Source organism: Variovorax sp. FG153, assembly GCF_057809595.1.
The window spans coordinates 38,949-61,485 of sequence record NZ_JBMDKG010000004.1 but is presented as its reverse complement, the minus strand read 5'-3'; the positions used below and the strand labels follow the sequence as shown (position 1 = coordinate 61,485).

The 22,537-nt window shown below is 70.5% G+C and carries 20 protein-coding genes; 16 read left to right on the top strand and 4 right to left on the bottom strand.

The window, feature by feature from the left end:
- The first annotated feature begins 25 nt into the window (after positions 1 to 25).
- From ACODT0_RS06905 to ACODT0_RS06855, 11 genes are all read left to right on the top strand, one after another.
- Positions 26 to 1,783, top strand: a complete 1,758-nt coding sequence (locus ACODT0_RS06905; RefSeq protein ID WP_489040930.1) for an FAD-dependent oxidoreductase — start codon at positions 26 to 28, stop codon at positions 1,781 to 1,783.
- A 47-nt stretch (positions 1,784 to 1,830) separates the two neighbouring features.
- The gene (locus ACODT0_RS06900; RefSeq protein ID WP_489040929.1) at positions 1,831 to 2,607 is read left to right on the top strand and encodes an SDR family NAD(P)-dependent oxidoreductase; all 777 of its coding nucleotides are present in this window, start codon (positions 1,831 to 1,833) and stop codon (positions 2,605 to 2,607) included.
- A 52-nt stretch (positions 2,608 to 2,659) separates the two neighbouring features.
- Positions 2,660 to 3,859 carry an ABC transporter substrate-binding protein gene (locus ACODT0_RS06895; protein ID WP_261211496.1) on the top strand — a complete coding sequence of 400 codons (1,200 nt, stop codon included), beginning with the start codon at positions 2,660 to 2,662 and terminating at the stop codon, positions 3,857 to 3,859.
- Between the two features lie 69 nt (positions 3,860 to 3,928).
- Positions 3,929 to 4,852 carry a branched-chain amino acid ABC transporter permease gene (locus ACODT0_RS06890; RefSeq protein ID WP_057590834.1) on the top strand — a complete coding sequence of 308 codons (924 nt, stop codon included), beginning with the start codon at positions 3,929 to 3,931 and terminating at the stop codon, positions 4,850 to 4,852.
- Positions 4,849 to 6,645 (top strand): branched-chain amino acid ABC transporter ATP-binding protein/permease, encoded by a 1,797-nt coding sequence (locus tag ACODT0_RS06885; RefSeq protein ID WP_489040928.1) that lies wholly within the window; start codon positions 4,849 to 4,851, stop codon positions 6,643 to 6,645. Before ACODT0_RS06890 ends, ACODT0_RS06885 begins: the two co-directional genes overlap by 4 nt.
- 20 nt (positions 6,646 to 6,665) lie before the next feature.
- The gene (locus ACODT0_RS06880; protein WP_489040927.1) at positions 6,666 to 7,376 is read left to right on the top strand and encodes an ABC transporter ATP-binding protein; all 711 of its coding nucleotides are present in this window, start codon (positions 6,666 to 6,668) and stop codon (positions 7,374 to 7,376) included.
- A gap of 32 nt (positions 7,377 to 7,408) precedes the next feature.
- Entirely contained in the window at positions 7,409 to 8,386 is a 978-nt protein-coding gene (locus ACODT0_RS06875) for an MBL fold metallo-hydrolase (protein WP_203202902.1), read from the top strand.
- Position 8,387: 1 nt separating this feature from the next.
- Positions 8,388 to 9,308 (top strand): DMT family transporter, encoded by a 921-nt coding sequence (locus ACODT0_RS06870; RefSeq protein ID WP_479670857.1) that lies wholly within the window; start codon positions 8,388 to 8,390, stop codon positions 9,306 to 9,308.
- A 7-nt stretch (positions 9,309 to 9,315) separates the two neighbouring features.
- A complete protein-coding gene (locus ACODT0_RS06865; protein ID WP_057590838.1) occupies positions 9,316 to 10,500 on the top strand; it encodes an NADH:flavin oxidoreductase/NADH oxidase in 1,185 nt (394 codons plus the stop codon).
- On the top strand, positions 10,497 to 11,201 hold the full coding sequence (locus ACODT0_RS06860) for an EthD domain-containing protein (RefSeq protein ID WP_489040926.1): 705 nt from the start codon (positions 10,497 to 10,499) through the stop codon (positions 11,199 to 11,201). The genes ACODT0_RS06865 and ACODT0_RS06860 overlap by 4 nt, the downstream gene beginning before the upstream one ends.
- Before the next feature lie 133 nt (positions 11,202 to 11,334).
- Positions 11,335 to 12,153, top strand: a complete 819-nt coding sequence (locus ACODT0_RS06855) for a hypothetical protein (RefSeq protein ID WP_489040925.1) — start codon at positions 11,335 to 11,337, stop codon at positions 12,151 to 12,153.
- On the opposite strand, the gene ACODT0_RS06850 is transcribed toward ACODT0_RS06855, so the two are convergent.
- The 3 genes from ACODT0_RS06850 to ACODT0_RS06840 form a co-directional block, all read right to left on the bottom strand.
- Entirely contained in the window at positions 12,134 to 13,267 is a 1,134-nt protein-coding gene (locus ACODT0_RS06850; RefSeq protein WP_489040924.1) for an acyltransferase family protein, read from the bottom strand. The genes ACODT0_RS06855 and ACODT0_RS06850 overlap by 20 nt on opposite strands.
- A 217-nt stretch (positions 13,268 to 13,484) precedes the next feature.
- Complete coding sequence (locus ACODT0_RS06845; protein WP_489040923.1) at positions 13,485 to 14,618, bottom strand: CaiB/BaiF CoA transferase family protein; 1,134 nt, start codon at positions 14,616 to 14,618, stop codon at positions 13,485 to 13,487.
- A gap of 12 nt (positions 14,619 to 14,630) precedes the next feature.
- Positions 14,631 to 15,635, bottom strand: coding sequence for a YhdH/YhfP family quinone oxidoreductase (locus ACODT0_RS06840; RefSeq protein WP_489040922.1), 1,005 nt, complete (start codon positions 15,633 to 15,635; stop codon positions 14,631 to 14,633).
- Positions 15,636 to 15,756: 121 nt separating this feature from the next.
- Between ACODT0_RS06840 and ACODT0_RS06835 the strand changes: the two genes are divergently transcribed.
- Positions 15,757 to 16,989, top strand: a complete 1,233-nt coding sequence (locus ACODT0_RS06835; RefSeq protein ID WP_489040921.1) for an acyl-CoA dehydrogenase family protein — start codon at positions 15,757 to 15,759, stop codon at positions 16,987 to 16,989.
- A 4-nt stretch (positions 16,990 to 16,993) separates the two neighbouring features.
- On the opposite strand, the gene ACODT0_RS06830 is transcribed toward ACODT0_RS06835, so the two are convergent.
- Positions 16,994 to 18,151: a CaiB/BaiF CoA transferase family protein gene (locus ACODT0_RS06830; RefSeq protein WP_489041006.1), complete on the bottom strand. Its 1,158-nt coding sequence runs from the start codon at positions 18,149 to 18,151 to the stop codon at positions 16,994 to 16,996.
- A 235-nt stretch (positions 18,152 to 18,386) separates the two neighbouring features.
- Between ACODT0_RS06830 and ACODT0_RS06825 the strand changes: the two genes are divergently transcribed.
- From ACODT0_RS06825 to ACODT0_RS06810, 4 genes are read left to right on the top strand one after another with little or no spacing between them, the layout of a single operon-like run.
- Positions 18,387 to 19,196 (top strand): IclR family transcriptional regulator, encoded by an 810-nt coding sequence (locus ACODT0_RS06825; protein WP_489040920.1) that lies wholly within the window; start codon positions 18,387 to 18,389, stop codon positions 19,194 to 19,196.
- A gap of 24 nt (positions 19,197 to 19,220) precedes the next feature.
- Positions 19,221 to 20,381 carry an acyl-CoA dehydrogenase family protein gene (locus ACODT0_RS06820; protein WP_489040919.1) on the top strand — a complete coding sequence of 387 codons (1,161 nt, stop codon included), beginning with the start codon at positions 19,221 to 19,223 and terminating at the stop codon, positions 20,379 to 20,381.
- A 50-nt stretch (positions 20,382 to 20,431) separates the two neighbouring features.
- Entirely contained in the window at positions 20,432 to 21,412 is a 981-nt protein-coding gene (locus tag ACODT0_RS06815; RefSeq protein ID WP_057590848.1) for a Bug family tripartite tricarboxylate transporter substrate binding protein, read from the top strand.
- Positions 21,409 to 22,521: an NAD(P)H-dependent flavin oxidoreductase gene (locus ACODT0_RS06810; protein ID WP_489040918.1), complete on the top strand. Its 1,113-nt coding sequence runs from the start codon at positions 21,409 to 21,411 to the stop codon at positions 22,519 to 22,521. Before ACODT0_RS06815 ends, ACODT0_RS06810 begins: the two co-directional genes overlap by 4 nt.
- Positions 22,522 to 22,537 lie beyond the last annotated feature (16 nt).

Sequence of the window (22,537 nt, the reverse complement as noted above, 5' to 3'; positions counted from 1 at the left end):
ACAGAAACAAGGCAGACAGGCAGAGATGGAACAGAACACGTTGGAATGCGATGTGCTCGTCGTCGGCAGCGGCGCCTCGGGCATGGCGACCGCGATCACCGCGGCGTCGCAGGGTTTGAAGGTGCTGGTGGTCGAGAAGGAGCCGCGCTTCGGCGGCACCACCGCGCGCTCGGGCGGCTGGCTGTGGATCCCGGGCACGCGCCTGGCCACGGAGCAGGGCATCCACGAGCCGGCGGGCGCCGCGCTCGCGTACATGAAGCACGAGACCACCACCCACTTCGACGCGGCGCGCGTGAGCGCCTTCCTCGAGATGGGCCCGAAGGCGATCGACTTCTTCACGCGCAACACCTGCGTGCAGTTCGACATGCCGGCGGTGTTTCCCGACTACCACGCCGAAGCGCCCGGCGGCCAGCAGGGCGGCCGCTCGATGGTCACGCGGCCGTTCGATGGCCGCGAACTCGGCAAGCGCGTGAAGCTGCTGGCGCCGCCGCTGCCCGAGCTCACCGTGTTCGGGATGATGTTGGGCTCGGGCCCCGAGATCAAACACTTCATGCGGGCCTTCAAGTCGCCGACTTCGTTCTGGTACGTGACCAAGCGGCTGACCCGCCACTTCCTCGACGTGCTGGGCCACGGGCGCGGCATGACGCTGACCAACGGCAATGCGCTGGCCGGCCGCCTGGCCAAGGCCGCGATGGACCTGGACATTCCCGTGTGGCTGTCGTCGCCCGTGAAGAAACTCGTGGTCGAGTACGACGGCGTTTCCGGCGCGGTGGTGCAGCACGAAGGCAAGAGCATGCGCGTGGTGGCCAAGCGCGGCGTGGTGCTGGCCTGCGGTGGTTTTCCTTATGACGTGGAGCGCCGCAAGCAACTGTTTCCGCATGCGCCCACCGGCAAGGAGCACTACTCGCCATCGCCTTCCACCAACACCGGCGACGGCCTGCGCCTGGCCGAAGCCGTGGGCGGCCGCGTCGACGGCACCATTCCGCACGCGGCGGCCTGGGTGCCCGCATCGGTCACCACGCGCCCCGACGGCACCAAGGGCGTGATGCCCCACTTCATCGACCGCGCCAAGCCCGGTGTGATCGCGGTCACGCCCAAGGGCCGGCGCTTCGCCAACGAAGGCAACTCGTACCACGACTTCGTGCAGGCCATGGTCAAGGCCTGCGCCGGCGAGCCCGAGGTCACGGCCTGGCTGCTGTGCGACCACAAGGCCTTGCGCGACTACGGCCTGGGCTGCGTGGCACCGGCGCCATTGCCGATCGGCCGCCACCTGAAGAGCGGCTACCTCAAGCAGGGCGCCAGCATCGGCGAGCTCGCGAAGCAGATCGGCATCGCGCCCGAGGTGCTCGAGGCCACGGTGAAGGAATTCAACGACGGCGCGCGCACCGGCGACGACCCGCTGTTCGGCAAGGGCAGCAAGGCCTACAACCGCTACCAGGGCGACGCCAACGTCACGCCCAATCCCTGCGTGGCGCCGCTGGAGCACGGCCCCTACTACGCGATCAAGCTGGTGATCGGCGACATCGGCACCTTCGCCGGCCTGGTGGTCGACGAGAAGACCCGCGTGCTCGACGCCAACCGCCAGCCGATCAAGGGCCTCTACGCGGTCGGCAACGACGCGGCCAGCGTGATGGGCGGCAACTACCCGGGCGCCGGCATCACGCTCGGCCCGGCACTGACCTTCGGCTACGTCGCGGGCCTGCAGGTGGCGCAGGGCACCACGGCGGCCGCCACGCTGCAGGTGGAGCAACGCGAAGCAGTGCCCGTGCGCCGCACCGCCTGAGTCCTCTTCCCTTCAACCACGCATTCATCACAGAAGGAACCTTCCCGATGGCCTTTCCTCCCCACGTCGCGCCGCGCCTGCTCGAAGGCCGCCTCGCGCTGATCACCGGCGCCGGCCAGGGCAACGGCCGCGCGCTCGCGCTGGGCCTGGCGCAGGCCGGCGCGCGCGTCGTCGTCACCGACATGAACGAGGCCACCGTGAGCGAGACCGCGCAACTGGTGCGCGACGAAGGCGGCCAGGCCTGGTCCTTCGTGCTCGACGTGACCTCGCCCGAGGCCTGCCATGCGCTCGCGTTGCGCGTGGGCGAGGAGATCGGCGCCATCGACCTGCTGGTGAACAACGCCGGCATCATCATCCGCGAAGGCACCGCCAGCCCCAACGCCGCGGCCAACTGGAAGAAGACGCTCGACGTCAACGTGCACGGCACCTTCAACGTCACCCACGCCTGGCTCGGCGCGATCAAGGCCACGAAGGGCGCGGTGATCAACATCGCTTCCATCGCCGCCTACGCGGGGCAGGGCGCGAGCCTCGGCTATTCGCCCTCCAAGGGCGCGATCAAGATGTTCACCCAGTCGCTCGCGCAGGAGCTCGCGCCCTTCGGCGTGCGCGTCAACGCGCTCGCGCCCGGCGTGATCGAGACGCCGATGACCGCCGCCACGCGCGAGAACCCGCAGCGCCTCGAGTCCTTCATGACGCGCATCCCGATGGGCCGCGTCGGCCAGACCGAGGACCTCGTGGGCCCGGTGATCTTCCTCGCGAGCGACATGTCGCGCTACGTCACCGGCATCACCCTGCCGGTGGACGGCGGCTTCCTCGCGGTCTGAGTCCGCCTTCGCTTTTCGCTTTCCCGACCGTCAATCCTCCAGGAGACAAAGAATGAAGACCTTCCGTCTGTACAAGACCCTGCTCGCGAGCGCCGCCTTCTGCGCCTTCGCCGCCGGCGCCTCGGCGCAGGACATCAAGCTCGGCTACAACGGCGACCTCTCGGCCTCGCCCTCGGCGCAGAGCGGCCAGGCCGCGGTGCTCGGCATGGAGGCCGCGATCGCCGACCTCAACGCCGCCGGCGGCGTGCTCGGCCGCAAGTTCACGCTGGTCACGCGCGACGACGTGTCGGCGCCGCCCAAGTCGATCCAGAACATGAGTGACCTGATCGACAACGAGAAGGTGGTGGCGGTGTTCGGCCCGACCAACTCGGGCAACGCCATGGCGTGGAAGCACATCGCCAACCAGAAGAAGATCCCGGTGCTGGGCAACGTGGGCTCGGGCACCGACATCACCAAGCCGATGAGCGCGGGCGCCGACAACTACATGTTCCGCGTCTCGATGGTCGACCGCGAGCAGGTCGCCGCGCTGATGGCCTACGTGAAGAAGAACACCGCCGCCTCGAAGGTGGTGGGCCTGATGGCCGAGACCACCGGCTACGGCCAGGGCGGCCTCAAGGACATGGAGGAGATCGCCAAGCTGCAGGACATCAGGATCGCGGCCACCGAGCGCTTCGGCGTCGGCGACACCGACATGACCTCGCAGCTGTCGAAGATGAAGGCCGCCAACGTCGACACCGTGGTGGTGTGGGCGCAGGGAACGCCGATCGCGCAGCTGGTGCGCAGCATGGAGAAGATCAACTACTTCCCGCTGACGCTGACCTCCTGGGCCGCCGACAACATCACCTTCTACGACGCGGCCGGCAAGGCGCTGGCCGAGAAGCCGATCTTCATGCGCACCGTGAGCGAGACCCGCACGCCCGCGCAGCAGAAGCTCTTCGACCGCATCGGCAGCAAGCTCAAGGCGCCGGGTTCGTTCTCGTTCGCGCTGCATGGCTACGACTCGGTGCTGCTGCTGGCGCAGGCGATGAAGCAGGCCAACGGCACCGACGGCGCCGCCGTGCGCGCCGCGCTGGAAGACCTCAAGACCCCGGTGCAGGGCGTGCTCAAGACCTACGAGAAGCCCTTCAGCAAGACCAACCACGAGGCGCTGACCGCCAAGGACCTGGTCTGGATCCGCTGGAAGGACGGCAAGCTGCTGCCCTACAGCGACGCGCTGATCCAGGGCCTGAAGCCGGCCGACTTCAAGCAGTAAGAGCAAAAAGGAAGCGAGGCCGACGCGCCCGCGCGGCGCCCGGCCTCGCCTCGCAACGGAGATACACACATGGTTGAAGCGCTCCTGCAGGCGCTCATCAGCGGGCTCGCCGTCGGCGGTGCCTATGCGCTGGTGGCACTGGGATTCAGCATCACGTTCACGACCACCAAGACGCTGAACTTCTCGCACGGCGAGTTCGTCTCGGCCGGCGCCTTCATCGGCATGAGCGCCCTGTTCCTGGTCCTGGGCAAGCCGCTGGCCTCCACCACCTTCGGCGACGCCGTGCCCGGCGCCGGCGCGCAGCTGTTCGCGCTGCTGGCGGCGCTCGGCGTGATGGGCCTGCTGGGCTGGCTGCTCTACGTGCTCGGCGTGCGCCCGTTCGCGGGCCGCCCCGGCATGGCCTGGGTGATGAGCACGCTGGGTTTCGGCGTGATCCTGCAGAGCGTGGGGCTCGCGATCTGGGGCCCGAAGCCGGTGGTGGTGCCCGCGCCCGTGGGCGACACCGTGATCCGCATGTTCGGCGTCGGCGTGCGGCCGCAGGAACTGCTGACCCTGGGCGTGGCCGTGGTCGTGATGTTCGGCTTCGACCGCGTGATGAACCGCACCATGGTCGGCAAGGCCATGCGCGCGGTGGCGCAGAACGGCAACGTGGCGAGCCTCATGGGCATCAACACCAACGCCATGATGATCGGCGCCTTCGTCGTCAGCTCGGCGCTGGCGGGCCTGTCGGGCTTCCTGCTCGCGCCGATCGCGCAGGCCTCGCTGTTCATGGGCCTCACCGTCGGCCTCAAGGGCTTCTCGGGCGCGATGATCGGCGGCCTCAGCAATCCGCGCGGCTGCGTCATCGGCGGCTTCCTGCTCGGCGTGCTCGAGTCGATGGTCAATCTCTGGCAGGCGCAGTGGCGCGAGGTGGCGGTGTTCGCGCTCGTGATCCTGGTGCTGGCCTTCCGGCCCACGGGCCTGTTCGGCAGCCGCGCGGTGGAGAAGGTATGAAGCGCCTGGTCCATCCCCTGGCCGTGGTGGCGGTCGCCGCGGCGCTGATCGGCATCGTCTCGCTGCTCGGCAACGACTACTACCTGCGCATCGCCTTCATGATGTGCGTCTACTACCTGTGCGCGGCCGGCATGAACGTGCTGGTCGGCTACGCGGGGCAGAAGTCGCTGGGCCAGGCCGGCCTGTTCGCGGCCGGCGCCTACGGCGTCGCGCTCCTGACCTCGCGCACCGACATGGACCCCTGGCTCGCGCTGCTGCTCGCGGCCGTGATCTCGGGCCTGTGCGGCGTGCTGATCGCGCTGCCCTCGCTGCGCGTGAAGGGCCCCTACCTCGCGATGGTCACGCTGGCCTTCGGCATCGTGGTCGAGAAGCTGGTCGGCGAATGGACCGACGTGTTCGGCGGCGCGCAGGGCATCTACGGCATCCGCCCGCTGACCTGGAATGGCGCGCCGCTCGACACCACGCAGTGGGTGGTGCTGGGCATCGTGCTGAGCGCCGCGCTGCACCTGCTCTTGCGCAACCTGCTGCAGGGCCGCTTCGGCCGCGCGCTGCTGTCGCTGCAGGCCGACGAGATCGCCTCCTCGTCGGTGGGCGTGCGCGTCTACCGCGCCAAGGTCATGGCCTTCGTGGTCGCGGCCGTCACCTGCGGCATCGCGGGTGCGCTGGTGGCGCAGCAGAACCAGTACATCAATTCCGACTTCATCACCTTCCACCTGTCGATCTTCATCCTGCTGCTGGTGCTGTTCGGCGGCGCGGGCTCGATGTACGGCCCGATCGTGGGCGCGGTGCTGCTCACGCTGACCGACGCGCTGCTCGCGCGCTGGCCCTCGGCGCAGCATTTCCTCTACGGCTTCCTGCTGCTGTTCGCGCTCTACGTGATGCCCGGCGGCGTGGTGGGGCTGGTCGACAAGTGGGTGAGCCGCTCGCGCCACCGCGGCGAAGGCGCCGGCGGCCAGGGCGTGCCGGGGCAGATCGGCCCGGGCGGCGAGGGCGAGCTGCTGGTGGTGCAGGGCGTGACCAAGTCCTACGGCGGCGTGAAGCCCGCGCAGGACGTGTCGTTCAGCCTGCAGCGCGGCCACATCCATGCGCTGATCGGGCCCAACGGCGCGGGCAAGAGCACCATGATCAACATGCTCACCGGCGTGATCCAGCCCGATGCCGGCGCGATCCGCTTCCTCGGCGAGAACATCGTGGGCCGGGCGGCGCACGCGATCTGCTGCCTCGGCATGGGCCGCACCTTCCAGAACCTGCGGCTGTTCGCCGACCTCTCGGTGCTCGACAACGTGATGCTGGGCCGGCACAGCCGCATGAGCAACGGCTTCCTGTCGTCGCTCGTGGCCTGGCCCACGGCCGGCAAGCAGGAGCGCGAGACGCGCGAGCGCGCGCTGCAGCTGCTCGACCTGGTCGGCCTCGGCCACCTCGCTCACTGGCCCGCGGGCAGCCTGCCCTACGGCCTGCAGCGGCGCGTGGAGCTGGCGCGCGCGCTGGCCACCGAGCCGCAATTGCTGCTGCTCGACGAACCGGCCGCCGGCCTCAATCCGCAGGAGACCGCCGAGCTCGGCGAGCTGCTGCTGCGCATCGGCAAGTGCGGCGTCTCGATCCTGATGGTCGAGCACCACATGGACCTGGTGATGTCGATCTCGGACCACGTCATCGTGCTCGACTACGGCATCAAGATCGCCGAGGGCCGGCCGGCCGAGGTGCAGGCCAATCCGCGCGTGGTCGAGGCCTACCTGGGCGTCGACGACGAGGCCGACGCCGCGCCGCACGGCCTGCAGCCCCAGCCCGCCTGAGCGAAAGGACCCCCACCATCATGTTGAAGATCGAAGCGGTGAAGGTCTCCTACGGCGCCATCGAGGCCGTCAAGGGCGTGAGCCTCGAAGTGCGCGCGGGCGAGGTCGTCACCATCATCGGCGCCAACGGCGCCGGCAAGAGCACCCTGCTCAAGAGCATCGTCGGCCTCGAGCCCGTGGCCCAGGGCCGCGTGCTGATCGACGGCAAGGACTGCACGCAGGTGCCTTCGCACCAGCGCGTGGGCCTGGGCGTGGCGCTGTCGCCCGAGGGCCGCGGCGTGTTCCCCGACCAGACCGTGCGCGAGAACCTGATGCTCGGCGCCTACTCGCGCCGCGCCGACAAGGCCTTCGTCGAGCGCGGCATCGAGCGCGAGTTCGCGCGCTTCCCGCGCCTGAAGGAACGCCAGCACCAGCCCTCGGGCACCCTGTCGGGCGGCGAGCAGCAGATGCTCGCGATCGCGCGCGCGCTCATGAGCGAGCCGCGGCTGCTGCTGCTCGACGAGCCCTCGCTGGGCCTCGCGCCGCTGATCATCCGGGACATCTTCGATGCCATCCGCCAGCTGCGCAGCTCGGGCCTCACCATCCTGCTGGTGGAGCAGATGGCCAAGCAGGCGCTCGGCGTGGCCGACCGCGCCTACGTGCTCGAGACCGGCTGCATCACGCTCGAGGGCTCCGGCCGCGAGCTGCTCGACAACCCCAAGGTGAAGTCGGCCTACCTCGGCACGCACTGACCCCAACGTCCAACCCTTCCCAAGGAAAACCAATGACCGCACCCGCCACCAAGAAATTCGCCAGCCAGGCCGACCTCGAGGAGAAGAAGGTCTCGTTCACGCGCCTGTCGGAGAACGCCTATGCCTACACGGCCGAGGGCGACCCGAACACCGGCATCTTCATCGGCGACGAGGCCGTGATGGTGGTCGACACCCAGGCCACGCCCGCGATGGCGCAGGACGTGATCCGCCGCATCCGCGAGGTCACACCGCTGCCGATCAAGTACGTGCTGCTGTCGCACTACCACGCGGTGCGCGTGCTCGGCGCCTCGGCCTATTTCAAGGAAGGCGCCGAGCAGATCATCGCCAGCCGCGACACCTACGACCTCATCGTCGAGCGCGGCGAGCAGGACAAGGCCAGCGAGATCGGCCGCTTCCCGCGCCTGTTCCGCAACGTCGAGTCGGTGCCGCCGGGCCTGACCTGGCCCACCATGACCTTCGACGGCACCATGAGCGTGTGGCTCGGCAAGAAGCTCGAGGTGAAGATCGCCCAGGTCGGCCGCGGCCACACCAAGGGCGACACCATCGCCTACCTGGAAGACCAGAAGATCTGCTTCGCGGGCGACCTGGTCGAATACCAGAGCACCGCCTACGCGGGCGACTGCTACTTCCGCGACTGGCCCACCACGCTCGACCGCCTGGCCGGCTTCGGCTTCGAGAAGCTGGTGCCGGGCCGCGGCGCCGCGCTCGAGAACGCCACCGACGTGCGCAAGGCCATCGCCTCCACGCGCGCCTTCATCTCCGACGTCTACACGCTGGTCAACAACGGCGTGGCGCAAGGCAAGACGCTCAACGTGATCTACAAGGAGACCGTGGCCGCGCTGCGCCCGACCTATGGCCACTGGGTGATCTTCGACCACTGCATGCCCTTCGACGTGACGCGTGCCTACGACGAGGCCACCGGCCACGTGCATCCGCGCATCTGGACCGCGGAGCGCGACATCGAGATGTGGAACGCGCTGGAAAGCTGAGGTGAACCGCAGCGCGGCCGCGCCGGTCGCCACGCCGGCCTCGGTGCAGGGCTGGATGCTGCTGGCCATGGTGCTGTGGGGCGTCAACGTCTCGGCCGTGAAGGCGCTCACCGCCTCCTTCGAGGCGCTGCCGCTGGCGGCGCTGCGCATGGCGGTGGCCTGCGTCGCGCTCAGCGCCGTCGTGCTGTGGCGGCGCGGCGGGCTGCCGCTGCTCGGGGCGCGCCAGCTGGCCGCGATGGCCGGCTGCGCCTTCCTCATGGTGTACGCCAACCAGATCCTGTTCGCGCACGGGCTGCAGCGCTCCACCGCCACCAACGGCGCGCTGATCATGGCGCTGAGCCCGCTGGTGTCGGCGCTGATGGCCGCGCTGGTGTTCCGCGAGCCGCTCACGCCGCGCCGCCTGCTCGGCGTGGCGCTGGGCTTCGCGGGCGTGGCGGCCGTGGTGCTGAGCCATCCGGGCGCCACGCTCTCGCATGCCGGCCTCGGCGACCTGATGCTCGCGCTGTCGGTCATCAGCTTCGCGGTCGGCGGCGTCGGCGTGCAGCGGCTCGCGCGGCAGCTCGATCCGCTGTCGATGAGCTGGGTCATCTACCTGATCGGCACCGCGATGCTGATCGTGCATGCCGCGCTCGGGCCTTCGCCGCTGGGCGCGGCCCAGCTCTTTCCGGGTGCGTGGCCGTGGGTGCTGGTGCTGTTCTCGGGCGTGGCCGCCACCGCGGCCGGCAACCTGATCTGGAACCGCTCCATCTCCGTCATCGGCATTGCGCGCACCGCCGTGTTCCTCTACTGGGTGCCGGTGTTCGGCGTCGGCTTCGCGGCGCTGCTGCTGGGCGAGACGCTGACCGTCTGGCACCTGTTCGGCTTCGCCGCCGTGATGGGCGGCACCTGGCTCGGCACGCGGCCGGCCAGGTCCTCTTCCTGATTCATCCATGTCCGATCCTCTTCCCCTGCTGTTCCAGCCGCTGCGCCTGCGCGGGCTCGAGCTTTCCAACCGCGTCGTCATCTCGCCCATGTGCCAGCACGCGGCCGAGCGCGGCCATGCCACGCCCTGGCACCTGGTGCACCTGGGCAAGTTCGCGCTCGGCGGCGCCGGGCTGATCCTCACCGAGAGCACCGCGGTCGATCCGCGCGGGCGCATCGGCACCGCCGACCTCGGCCTGTGGAAGGACAGCCAGGTCGCGCCGCTGAAGGCCGTGGTCGATTTCGTGCACGCGCAGGGCGGCGCCATCGGCGTGCAGCTCGCGCACGCGGGCCGCAAGTCGGGCAGCGAGCCGCTGTGGGAAGGCGGCGCGGCATTGAGCGCGCAGACCATGGCGGCCGACGAGGAGCCCTGGGAGCGCCTGGGCCCGAGCGCGCTCGCGGCCGGCCCGGGCTGGTCGGCGCCGCGCGCGCTCGGCCTCGACGAGATCGAGGCCGTGGTGCAGCGCTTCGTCGATGCCGCGCGGCGCGCCGACGAAGCGGGCTTCGACGTGGTCGAGCTGCATTTCGGCCATGGCTACCTGGTCGCGAGCTTCCTCTCGCCCAATGCCAACCGGCGCGACGATGCCTATGGCGGCAGCCGCGACAAGCGCATGGCGCTCGCGCTCGAGATCGCGCGCCGCGTGCGCGCCGCCTGGCCCGAGCACAAGCCGCTGTTCTGCCGGCTCTCGGCGGTCGACGGCACGCTCGACGGCTGGAGTCTCGACGACTCGGTGGTGCTGTCGCGCGCGCTCGGTGACTGCGGCGTCGACGTCATCGACTGCTCCTCGGGCGGCCTCACCGAGGAGACGCGGGCCCTGCCCGTGCCGCGCGGCCTGGGCTTCCAGGTGCCGTTCTCGGCACGCATCCGGCGCGAGGCCGGCGTGGTCACGCAGGCCGTCGGCATGATCGTCGACGCGCGCCAGGCCGAGGCCGTGCTCGCCGCCGGCGATGCCGACCTGGTCGCGCTGGGCCGCGAGGCACTGTTCGATCCCTACTGGGCCCACCACGCCGCCGCCGAGCTCGGCGTCGATCCCGCCTACCGCCGCTGGCCCGTGCGCCACGGCGTGTGGCTCGCCAAGCGCGCGCCGGGCCTCGCGCGGGCGCGCGCCGAGGCGGCCGCCGCATCCAACGACAAGGAGACCTCCACACCATGACCGACGCCACCATCCCCCTGCGCATGGGCCTGATCCGCAAGAAGCCCGACTGGACCGACGAAGCCTTCCGCAGCCACTGGCGCCACAGCCATGGCCCGCTGGTGGCGACGCTGCCCGGGCTGCGAAGCTACCGCCAGAACCTCGTGACCGACCGGCTGCAGCGCGGCATCGATTTCGCGCGCGGCCCGTGGGACTTCGACGGCTTCTCGCAACTCGGTTTCGATGCCGCGGCGCAGGCGAATGCCGCCTTCACCGACGGCGAGCTCGCCGCGCGCATCCGCGAGGACGAGCGGCACTTCCTCGGCGGCCTGCATATCGTGAGCGTCGCGCAGAGCACCGTCATCGCGCCGCCGGCCGAACCACACCGCCTGCTCAAGCGCATCTCGACACTGCGCCGCCGCACCGACATCTCCGAAGACGACTTCCGCCGCGAGTGGAAGGTGCATGCCGACCATGTGCGCCAGATGCCCGGCGTGGGCGGCTACCGCCAGAACGTCGTGATTGCGCGCGAGTTCGACAAGGGCACGCCCTGCGGCTACGAGACGCTGCCGATCGACGGCATCGTCGAGCTGTGGTTCGAGAACACGGACACCTTGAACGCCGCCTTCGGCTCGGTGCAGGGGCAGCGCACGATGGCGCATGCGAAGAGCTTCCTGGCGGAGATCACGGCCTTCGTCGTGGAGGAATACACGGTGGCCTGAGTTCGTCGCGCCCGGGTCCTCCTTCCGATGGAGGGGCCATGACTTTAGGCACTGGTTCCCTCGACGGGCCTTCGTTAACTTCGCGCGCTCTGGCGAAAGCCGGGATCGCTTGTTAACGAAGGGAGAGAACGCGATGAAGACGAAATTTCTGTGGGCCGCGGTGGCATTGGCGAGCCTGGCCGCGTGCGGTGGCGGAGGAGGCGGTGGCGGCGTCGCGCTGCCGTTCACCGCCACGCCGCTTCCCGGGCAGCAGCCCAATCCGGAACCGAACCCCGAGCCCAATCCTCCCGAGCCGAACCCGGAACCCAATCCCGCGAACAGCTCGGCCGCCTGCTTCAACGAGGCCGACCTGCGCGAAGGCACGAAGCTGGTGGTGGAGCAGACCATCACTTCCGGCGACCAGACCCAGAAGCAGCGCGTGACCCGCCTGACCCGCGGCCGCGAGGTTTTCCGCGATGCGAACGCGGTGGAGCAGTTGCGCACCGTCTTCAACTACTTCAACAGCAGCGAGGCGCAGGACCGGCTGTACCTGGACTTCGTCGACGGCAACATCGTGCGCTACGGCACCCGCAACGGCGGCACGGGCACGAGCGCCTATGCCTACAACGATCCGACGATCCGCACACCCGTGATGACGCCGGGCCAGACCATCGACGAGAACTACGTGGTCTGGAGCGTGGAGGGCGAGATCCGCAACGAACAGCGGGTCTCCGGCACGCGGACCTACGTCGGGCGCGAGAGCCTCGAGACGGCTGTGGGGACTTTCCAGACGTGCAAGTTCTCGGCCACCGTGCGCTTCCGGCAGATCGACGGCTCGGAGCTCACGCAGGTCCAGGAGAACTGGATCGCGGCCGAAGGCCCCTATCGCGGCCAGGACCTCAAGCTCGCGGTGCGTACCGGCGACGTCCTCGCGACCTTCGCGCCGACGCAGATCACCTACGAGCCCAAGTGAGCGGGGACCGCGGCGCGCCGCCCAGGTGCCGGCCGAGCGCCGCCGTCGGCAGCTCCACCGTGCGATGGATCGCCCAGGCGAGCCCGATCGCCAGCGCGAGCGCGAGCAGCGTCGCGGCGGCCGACCCTGCGCCGTGGGCCATCAGCCAGCGGATCGCAACGTAGCCCACCAGCGAATGCAGGACGTAGAGCGGATAGGAGATGTCGGCGAAGAAGTCCAGCAGGCGTCGGGGCCGGAAGCGGTCCCTGAGCAGATAGGCCGCCGCGAAGATCAGGAGCGCGTAGCTGTAGTTCGAGACCGCGCTCGCATGCTGCTCGAAGCGCGGGGTCTTCTTCCAGGTCTCCAGGAACACGTACATCACCACGATGGCCGACACCACCAGCGCGCGCGCCGGGATCCGGCGCACGAACGCGAAGTGGAACAGCGTGCCGATCAGCATGAACGGCAGGAACATGAGGTCCGCGCTCATGCCCGCGACGAAGAGCTGCCAATGCCCGATCGGCACCACGTTCCAACCCTTGGGCACGCTGCGCAGCGCGATGTACAGCAGCACCGCGAAGGCGGCGATGGTCCAGGTCGGCCAGCGCCGCAGCAGTGGCCACAGCAGCATCGCCACCAGGTAGAACTTGAGTTCGACGGCGAGCGTCCAGTTGACGAGGTCGGTCGTCAGGTGTCCGGTCTGGCCCTGCACCAGCAGCAGGTTCGCGAGCAGCTGGGCCGGATCCACGTGGAAGGCGAGCCCCCAGTGGAGGCTGGAGAGCCACACCGCGAGCAGCGAGACGGCACTGGCCGCCCAGTAGGTCGGGAAGATGCGCAGCAGCCGCGCGATCACGAAGCGCGCGCGGCCGAGCTTGTGCAGCGAGAACGGGATCACGAAGCCGCTGACGAGGAAGAACAGGGCCACGCCCAGCGGCCCGAGGCTCAGCGTGGGAATCGAGAGCCATCGCTGCGATGCGGGCATGGGGCCCGTGGCTGGTGGCGCGAAGATGTACTGCGCGACCAGGTCGCGCTCGGTCCAGTAGGCCAGCGCATAGTGGCTGGCGATCACCAGCAGGACGGCCAGGCCGCGCAACTGGTTGGCGAAGGCGATCTTTCCCTGCGCGGGCGTCGTCATTGGATGGCTCGGGCCCCGGCGCGCTTCGCATGCCGGCCGGGTGCCTTCGCGAGACCTTGTCGTTTCGTGGGGTCGGCGCGATTCTAGTGTCGGGTCCTGTCGCTTCGCGGGCACAAGCGTCGCATGGGATGGAGATGCCTCATGCCCGATGCATGCGCGCGCAGGTTCGTGGACAACCGCGCCGGCCTCGTTCCGACCCGAGCGGCGCCGTCCGCGCTCAGCGCCGGTCGAGCGCCGACAGGCGCGGATCCGCGGGATCGAACCCCCAGTCGCGCAAGGCCTCGTCGCCACCGCCGCGCGTCTCGGCCGGCGCACGGCCGGCGACGCTCGCGGTGCGCGAGAAGCGCGGCGCCGGCGCGGGCTGGTCCACGCCGCCGACTGGCACGAAGCTCGCGCGAGCCTTGTGGTGCGCATGGCCCGGCACTTCGCCGAGCGACAGAACGGGCGTCACGCAAGCCTCGGTGCCGTCGAAGACCGCGCACCACGCATCGCGCGTGCGCGTGGCGAAGAGGGCGGCGAACCGGCGCCGCGTCTCGGGCCAGGCCCCGCGGTCGTGCTGCGGCGGCAGCGCATCGGGCGCCAGGCCCAGTCCCGCGAGCAGCGCGGCATAGAACGCGGGTTCGATGGCACCGACCGCCAGGTGCCGGCCGTCGCTGGTCTCGTACACGCCGTAGAAGGGGGCGCCGCCGTCGAGCAGGTTGGCCTCGCGGCGGTCCAGCCATTCGCCCGTGGCCACGCGACCCAGGATCGGCGCCATCAGCAGCAGCGACCCGTCGACCATCGCCGCGTCGACGACCTGCCCCTGGCCGCTGGTGCGCGCCTCCAGCACGGCCGCCATCACGCCGAGCGCCAACAGCATCGCACCGCCGCCGAAGTCGCCGACGAGGTTGAGCGGCGGCACCGGCCTGTCGGCCGTGCCGGTGGCATGCAGCGCGCCCGTGAGGCCGATGTAGTTGATGTCGTGGCCCACGGCCCGCGCGAGCGGCCCGTGCTGGCCCCAGCCCGTCATGCGCCCGTAGACCAGCGCGGGCGATGCCGCCAGGCAGGCCTCGGGCCCGAGGCCCAACCGTTCCATCACGCCGGGGCGGTGGCCTTCGAGCAGCACGTGCGCGTTGCGCGCCAGCGCGAGCACGGCATCGCGCGCGGCCGGGTCCTTGAGGTCGGCCGTCACGCCGCGCCGGCCGCGCAACACCGTCTCGTGCCGCGCGTCGCGCGCGATGCCCATGCCGGCCGGCGCGGGCCGTGCGATGCGCAGCACGTCGGCGCCCATGTCCGCGAGCATCATCGCGGCCCAGGGCACCGGGCCGATGGCGTCGAACTCCAGCACGCGAAGGCCGTGCAGCGGTCCCATGGCCGAAGTCCTTCAGCGCGAGAAATCGACGAGCACGCGGCCCGAGCTCGCGCCATCGAGCTGCCGTGCGCTGTGCTCCATCAACGCGCCCAGCGGGATGTGCCGCACATGCGGCAGCACGGCCGCCATGTCGGGTTTCCATTCGGCCGCGAGCTTTGCCCACAGGCGCCGCCGCTGCTCCACGGGCGCATTCGCCACGATGCCGAACAGTTGCGCGCGCCGCATGATGAAGGGCAGCACGCTGCCCTCGTAGCTGTTGCCGGCCGCGTTGCCCACCGATGCCACGGCGCCGCCGTCGGCCAGCGAGCGCAGCAGCCATGACAGCATCGGCCCGCCGACGTTGTCGATGGCGGCCGCGAAGCGCGGCTTCTCCAGCGGGCGCTGCGGTGCATCGAGCACGGCGGCGTCGATCACCTCGTGCGCGCCGATGGCGCGCAGCCGCACCTCCTGCGCCATGCGGCGCGTGATGGCCGCCACGCGATAGCCGGCGCGCGCGAAGAGGGCCGTGCCCAGCAGGCCGACCGCGCCGCCCGCGCCGCTCATCGCCACGCTGCCCGCGTCGGGGGCGATGCCGAGTTCGATGAAGCGCTCGAGCGCCATCGCGGCCGTGAAGCCGGGCACGCCGATGACGGCGGCCTCGTGCGGCGTGAGTCCCTGCGGCACAACCTGCACGTGCGCGGCGGGCACGCGCACGCAGGCGGAGAAGCCGCCGTCGAACGCGATGCCGGTTTGGAAGCCGTGCACGAGCACGGCCTGGCCGGGCTCGAAGGCCGCCACCGATGACGCGAGCACCTCGCCGACCAGCTCGATGCCCGCCACGCGCGGGTACGACGCGATGATCTTCGCGCGGCCGTGCAGCGAGAGGCAGTCCTTGTAGTTCACGCCCGCGTAGCGGGTGCGCACCACGACCTCGCCGGCCGACAGGTCGTCGAGCCGCAGGGTCTCCAGCCGGCTCCGGACCTGGCCCTCGGCGGTCTGGTGCGTGCGAAGGGCTTCGAATGTCTGGGGTATGGGCATGGGGCCATCTGACCAGCCGCGGACCGCATCCGCAAGCCGGTGTTTCGCCTGTCGAAACACGACTCGACCGCGCGCGCCGCGCGGCGCCACCATGCAGGCCCCCCGACTGGAGACCCACCCGATGACGACAGGCACACATGCCGCCCGACTGTTCGGCGATCACTTTCTCGAACGCCTGCAACCCGACGAGCAGGCTACCGTCCGACGCGTGCGCGACCTGTGCCGCGACACGCTCGGGCCGCGGGCCGACGCCGTCTCGCGCGAGGACCTGTTCGCCTGGGACACCTTCCGCACGCTCGCGCGCGAAGGCGTGATCGCCACCGCATTCCCGCGCGAGTACGGCGGCACCGATGCGCGCCAGGCGCTGCGCATCCGCCTCATCGAGGAGCTGGGCCGCGTGTGCAGCACCTCGGCCTCGATGATCACGGGTACCGACCTGTCGAGCCGCGCCATCGTCGCGGGCGCGAGCGAGGCGCTGCGCCGCGAGATCGTGCCGCGGCTGTGCACCGGCGAGCTGCAGGCGGCCTTCGCGCTGACTGAGCCCGGCGCGGGCTCCGACGTGCGCGGCCTCGCGACCACGATTCGCCGCGAGGGCGAGCGCTACCTCGTCACGGGCCGCAAGAAGTTCATCACGCGCGCGAGCACGGCCGACTGGTTCGCGGTGGTGGGCCGCGCCGAGGACGATCCCTCGGTGTTCATCGCGGTGCTGATGCCGCGCGACGCCCGGGGCTTCCGCATCGGCGCGGAGGCCGGCAAGCTGGGCTGGTTCGGCGTGCCGATCTCCTCGCTCGAATTCGACGCGGTCGAGGTGCCCGCCTCGCACCGCCTCGGCGCGGAGGGCGATGGTTTCTCGCTCGCGCAGGACGCGTTGCTGCGCGCGCGCATCGGGCATGCCGCGATGGCGCTGGGCCGCGCCATCGGCGCGGTCGAGATCGCGAGCCGCTATGCGAGCGAACGCACCGTGTTCGGCAGGCGCGAGGGCGAGCACCAGGGCGTGCAGTGGATGCTGGCCGACATGGTCACGCAGATCGAGGCCAGCCGCGCGCTGCTCGCGCTCACGGCCTACAAGTACGACGCGGGCGCGAGCGACGTGTCGATCTTCGCGTCCATGGCCAAGCTGCAGGCCACCGACCTGTGCATGAAGGTCGTGACCGATGCGCTGCAGCTCACGGGCGGGCGCGGCTACCTGCGCGACTTTCCGCTCGAGCGCTTCTTCCGCGACGCCAAGCTCAACCAGATCGGGGAGGGCGCGAGCGAGGTGCACAAGACCGTCATCGGCCGCGATGTGATGCGCCGCGCGCCGCTGGCCGAGCGCAACCCCTGCCTGCGCGACGGGCCGCTCATCGACTACTGAAGGCTCAGATCACCTTTTCCGCACGCAGCGCGGCCAGCGCCGCGGCGTCGAGGCCGAACTCGCCATAGACCTCGGCGTTGTGCTCCCCGGTGTCGGGCCCCGTGCGCGGGATCGGCAGTTCGCGGCCCGGCACGCGCGGCACCACGCAGGGTGCGGGCAGGCTGCCGTAGTCGGGGTCGGGCAGCCGGATGATCGCCTCGCGCGCGCGGTAGTGCGGGTCCTGCTCGATGTCGGCGATGGTGAAGATCTTGCTGAAGGGAATGCCGGCCTCCTCGAGCCTGCGCTCGACGGTGTCGTAGTCGTGCGCGGCGAACCACTGGCCGAGCCCTTCGTCGAGTGCCACGAGGTTCAGTACGCGCGCGGGGTTGGTGGCGAAGCGCGGGTCGCCCGCCCACTCGGGCTTTCCGACGGCCGCGCACAGGCGCTGGAAGATCGGGTCCGACGACGCGACCACCGAGAAGTAGATGCCGTCGCGGCTGCGGTACATGTTCGAGGGCGCGGTGTAGCTCGCGCAGTTGCCCGCGGGCATGCGGACCGTGCCGAGCTGCTCGTGCTCCACGGGCAGCGGGTCGAGCAGGCGGAACAGCGCCTCGGTGGCGGCCAGGTCCACTTCGCAGCCGAGCGCCTGCGGGTCGCCGCGCAGGCGCGCCATTTCCGAGGCGATCGAGAACGCGCAGAACAGCCCCGCCACCGCATCGCCTACCGGGAAATTGCTGTGCAGCGGCGAGCCGCCGGCTTCGCCCGTGAGGTTGGTGAAGCCGCTCATGGCCTCGAAGATGCGCGCGAAGCCCGGCCGCGACTTGTAGGGGCCGGTCTGGCCGAAGCCCGTGAGCCGCACCACCACGAGCCGCGGGTTGGCGCGGTGCAGCGTGGCCAGGTCTAGGCCCCAGCGGTCGAGCGTGCCGGTGCGGAAGTTCTCCACCAGCACGTCGAACTGCGTCACAAGCCGGAGCAGCAGCGCGCGGCCGGCGGGTTGGCGCACGTCGAGCGTGATGCCGCGCTTGCCGCGGTTGGCGATCTTCCACCACAGCGCCTTGCCGTCCTTCACGGGTTGCAGGCCGCGCAATGCATCGCCGCCGCCGGGCAGCTCGAGCTTCACCACCTCGGCACCCTGGTCGGCGCACAGCGTGGCGCCCAGCGGCGCGGCCAGCACGGTGGCCATGTCGAGGATGCGCACGCCCGAAAGGGCGCCGCGCGCGGGTCGTCGTTGGGTGTCGTCGGGGGAATGCAAACGTGGCTCCAAGGCCGGGGCGAAGGGCTCCGGGTTCGAGCCGGTTTTGCCAGACGCCACGCGGGCCAACAATCGCTGTTTCGCACAGCGAAACACCCTCCGCGTTTCATTGACGCCCCATTTCGAACGGCCAATCATGCCCACACCAACGCGCACCACTTCACGCATGACAAGCATCGCGCTCCCGGGTCTCGTCGACCCGCACGACCTCACCGCCGACCGCCAGTTCTCGATGAACCTGGCGCGCGGCATGGAAGTGCTGCGCGTGTTCACCAGCGCCGACCCGGTGCTCGGCAACCGCGAGATCTCGGACCGCAGCGGCCTGCCCAAGCCCACGGTCTCGCGCATCACCTACACGCTCACCTTGCTGGGCTACCTGAGCCGCGACGGCGCCACGCAGAAATACAAACTCGGGCCCGGCGTGCTGTCGCTGGGCTACCCGCTGCTGGCCAGCATGCAGGTGCGCCAGGTCGCGCGGCCCATCATGGAAAGGCTGGCGCGCGAGACCGGCTGCTCGGTGAACCTGGGCATGCGCGACCGTTCGGACGTGGTCTACGTCGACACCATCCGCACCGACAACACCAACACCCACATGCCCGACATCGGCAGCACGCGCCCGCTGCTGGCCGCCGCGATCGGCCGTGCGCTGATGCTGGCCTGCACCGCGCCGGAACGCTCGGCCATCCTCAACCGGCTGCGGCTGCAGGACTCGGCCCTGTTCCAGCAGTTGCGCCCCGCGTGGGAAGCCGACCAGAAGCTCTTTGCCGCGCGCGGCTTCTGCCACTCGCGCGGCGACTGGAAGAAGGGCATCCATGCCGTCGCCGTGCCCGTGCGCGTGCCGCCGCGCGAAACGCCGCTGGCGATGAACTGCACGCTCGCCACCTACCGCTCGCCCGGCGAGCGCATGGAGCGCAAGGTCGCGCCGCTGCTGCTCGACGCCGTGCGCCAGCTCGAAACCGCGCAGGGCCTGCGCTGAACCAGAAACCGGAACCTCGAACCCATGATCCGCAGCCCCGACAAGTTCAATGCCCTGCTCGCCGAAGTCCGCGACTTCATCCGCAACGAATGCATGCCCATCGAGGCCGAGGTCGATCGCGACGACCTGATCCCCGAGCCCGTGGTCGAGCGCATGCGCGCGCTGGGCCTGTTCGGCCACAGCATTCCCGAGCAGTACGGCGGCGCGGGTCTCACGAGCGAGGAGCTGTCGCTGGTGAACATGGAGGTCTCGCAGGCTGCCACCACCTTCCGCGCGCGCTTCGGCGGCAACACGGGCATCGCGTCCGAGTCGCTGGTGGTCGACGGCACGCCCGAGCAGAAGCAGCGCTGGCTGCCCGAACTGGCCAGCGGCCGTCTCACGGGCTGCTTCGCGCTCACCGAGCCCGAGGCCGGCTCCGACGCCACCGCGCAGCGGACCGTGGCGGTGCGCGACGGCGAGCACTACCGCATCACGGGCCGCAAGTGCTTCATCACCAATGCGCCCATCGCCGGCCTGTTCACCGTGTTCGCGCGCACCGATCCGCAGGCCAGGGGCGCGGCCGGCATCACGGCCTTCCTGGTCGAGCGCGACACGCCCGGCCTCTCGGCGCCCGCGGGCTATCGCAAGATGGGACAGCACGGCTCGCCGGTCGGCGAGGTGATCCTCGAGGGCTGCCGCGTGCACGAGTCGGCCATCGTCGGCGGCGTGCCGGGCCTGGGCTTCAAGACGGCGATGAAGGCGCTGAACAAGCAGCGCATCAACCTCGCGGGGCTGTGCATCGGCCCGGCCATCCGGCTGGTCGACGAGATGGTGGCGCGCGCCGCCTCGCGCCGGCAGTTCGGCCAGGCCATCGGCGAATTCCAGCTGGTGCAGCAGATGATCGCCGAGAGCAACACCGAAGTGCATGCCGCGCGCGCGCTGCTGCTGGAGACGGCGCGCAAGCGCGACGACGGCGCCGACGTGACCATGGAGGCCTCGATGTGCAAGCTGTTCGCCTCCGAGATGTGCGGCCGCGTGGCCGACCGCGCGGTGCAGGTCTTCGGCGGCGGCGGCTACATCAACGACAACGTGGCCGAGCGCTTCTACCGCGACGTGCGGCTGTTCCGCCTCTACGAAGGCACGAGCCAGATCCACCTCACCAACATCGCGCGCCGCACCATGGCACGAGCCGGGCACCAGACCTGACAAGGTGTGAGCCGGCGGCGCGCGCCAGCCATCATCAACGGAGACAACCCATGACCCTCAAAGGCACCTTGCTGGCCGCGCTCCTCGCCGTCCAGTCGCTGGCAATGACCGCACCCGCGTTCGCGCAGGGCGACTACCCGAGCAAGCCGATCCGCATCATCGTGCCGTTCACCGCCGGGGGCGTGGTCGATTCGATCGCGCGGCTGGTGGGCGAACGGCTGTCGTCCAAGTACGGCCAGCCCGTCATCGTCGAGAACCGGACCGGTGCCGGCGGCTCGATCGGCACCGACTACGTGGCCAAGGCCGCGCCCGACGGCTACACGCTGCTGTGCGTGAGCCCCGGCCATGCGGTCACGCCGAGCCTGATCAAGGGCGTGGCGTGGAATCCCGTGCGCGACTTCCGCGCCATCGAGGGCTTCGGCGTGATCCCCAACGTGTTCGTGGTGCCGGCCGAGGTGCCCGCGAAGACCATGGCGGAACTGGTCGCGATGGCGAAGAAGGCCAATCCGCCGCTGACCTATGCGACGGCCGGCGTGGGCACGTCCAATCACCTGTCGGGCGAACTGCTGGCGCAGAGCGCGGAGCTCAAGCTCACGCACGTGCCCTATCGCGGCCAGCCCGATGCGCTCGGCGATCTGCTCGCGGGTCGCGTGACGATGATGCCGCTCACCGTGGCGCTGGCCGTGCCGCACATCAAGACCGGCAAGCTGCGGCCGCTGGCCGTGACCACGAGCAAGCGTTCCGCCGCCTTGCCCGACACGCCCACGGTGGCGGAGTCCACGGGGCTGAAGGGCTACGACGTGGGCACGTGGTTCGGCTTCGTCGCGCCGGTGAAGACACCCGATGCCATCGTCGCCAGGCTGTCCGCCGACGTGGCCGAGATCCTGGCCGATCCCGCGATGAAGCCCAAGCTCGACCTGCTCGGCCTCGAGGTGGCGCCGCAGGGCCCGAAACAGTTCGACGCCTTCATCGCGAGCGAGTACGACAAGTGGAGCAAGGTCATCAAGACGGCGGGCATCGAGGCGCAATGAGCGCCGCGAGCCCTTCGCCCCTGCGGCCGCCGCTGTGCGAGCGGCTGGGCATCCGCCATCCGATCTTCGGCTTCTCGCACTCGGTGGACGTGTGCGTGGCCATCGCGCGGGCGGGCGGCTTCCCGGTGCTGGGACTCGCGCGCGAGCTGCCGCACGAGATCCCGCACATCCTGGCCGAGGCGAGCGAGCGCATGGCGGGCCTGCCGTACGGCATCGACCTGATGCTGCCCTCGCAGGTGCCCGACGAGGCCGCGAGCATCGAGAGCGTGCGCGCGCAATTGCCCGAACGGCACCTGGCTTTCGTCGACGGTCTGCGCGACCGCTTCCAGGTGAAGCCGCCACGGCGGCCCAGCTTCTTCACGAGCCAGGTGCGCACCCGGGCGCTGTTCGACGCGCAGATCGAGGCCGTGCTCGACTCCGACGCGCGCGGCGTGGCCACGGCCATCGGCCTGCGCGCCGACCTCATCGAACGCGCGAAGGCGCGCGGCAAGCTCACCTTCTCGCTGGTCGGCTCGGTGCGGCATGCGCGCAAGGCGCTCGACATGGGCGTGGAGGTGCTGGTGGCGCAGGGCTACGACGCGGGCGGCCACACGGGCACGGTCGGCACCTTGTCGCTGCTGCCGCAGGTCATCGCCGAAGCCGGCGAGGTGCCGGTACTGGCGGCCGGCGGTATCGCCACCGGCGCGCAGGTGCTGGGCGTGCTGGGCATGGGCGCGCAGGGCGCGTGGCTCGGCACCTTGTGGATGGGCGCGAAGGAGAACCACACGCCGCCCGCGCTGCTGCGGCGGCTCATCGCCAGCGGCAGCGAGGACACCCTGATCACGCGGGCCCACAGCGGCAAGCCCTGCCGCGTGGTGCGCAGCGACTGGATCGATGCCTGGAACGAACCCGGCGCGCCCGCGCCGCTGGGCATGCCGCAGCAGCAGGCGCTCACGGGCGACGTGTTCGCCTCGATGCACGAGTTCGATGACGCGCGGCTGATCTACGAGGCGGCCGGCCAGAGCGTGTTCGGCATCGAGCGGGAGACCACGGTGGGGGAGCAGATGGATGCGCTGGTTGACGGCATGCGGGGGGCGTGGGAGCGCATGCGGGGCTGGGACGCCCGATAGGGGCCGGCAGCGCGCG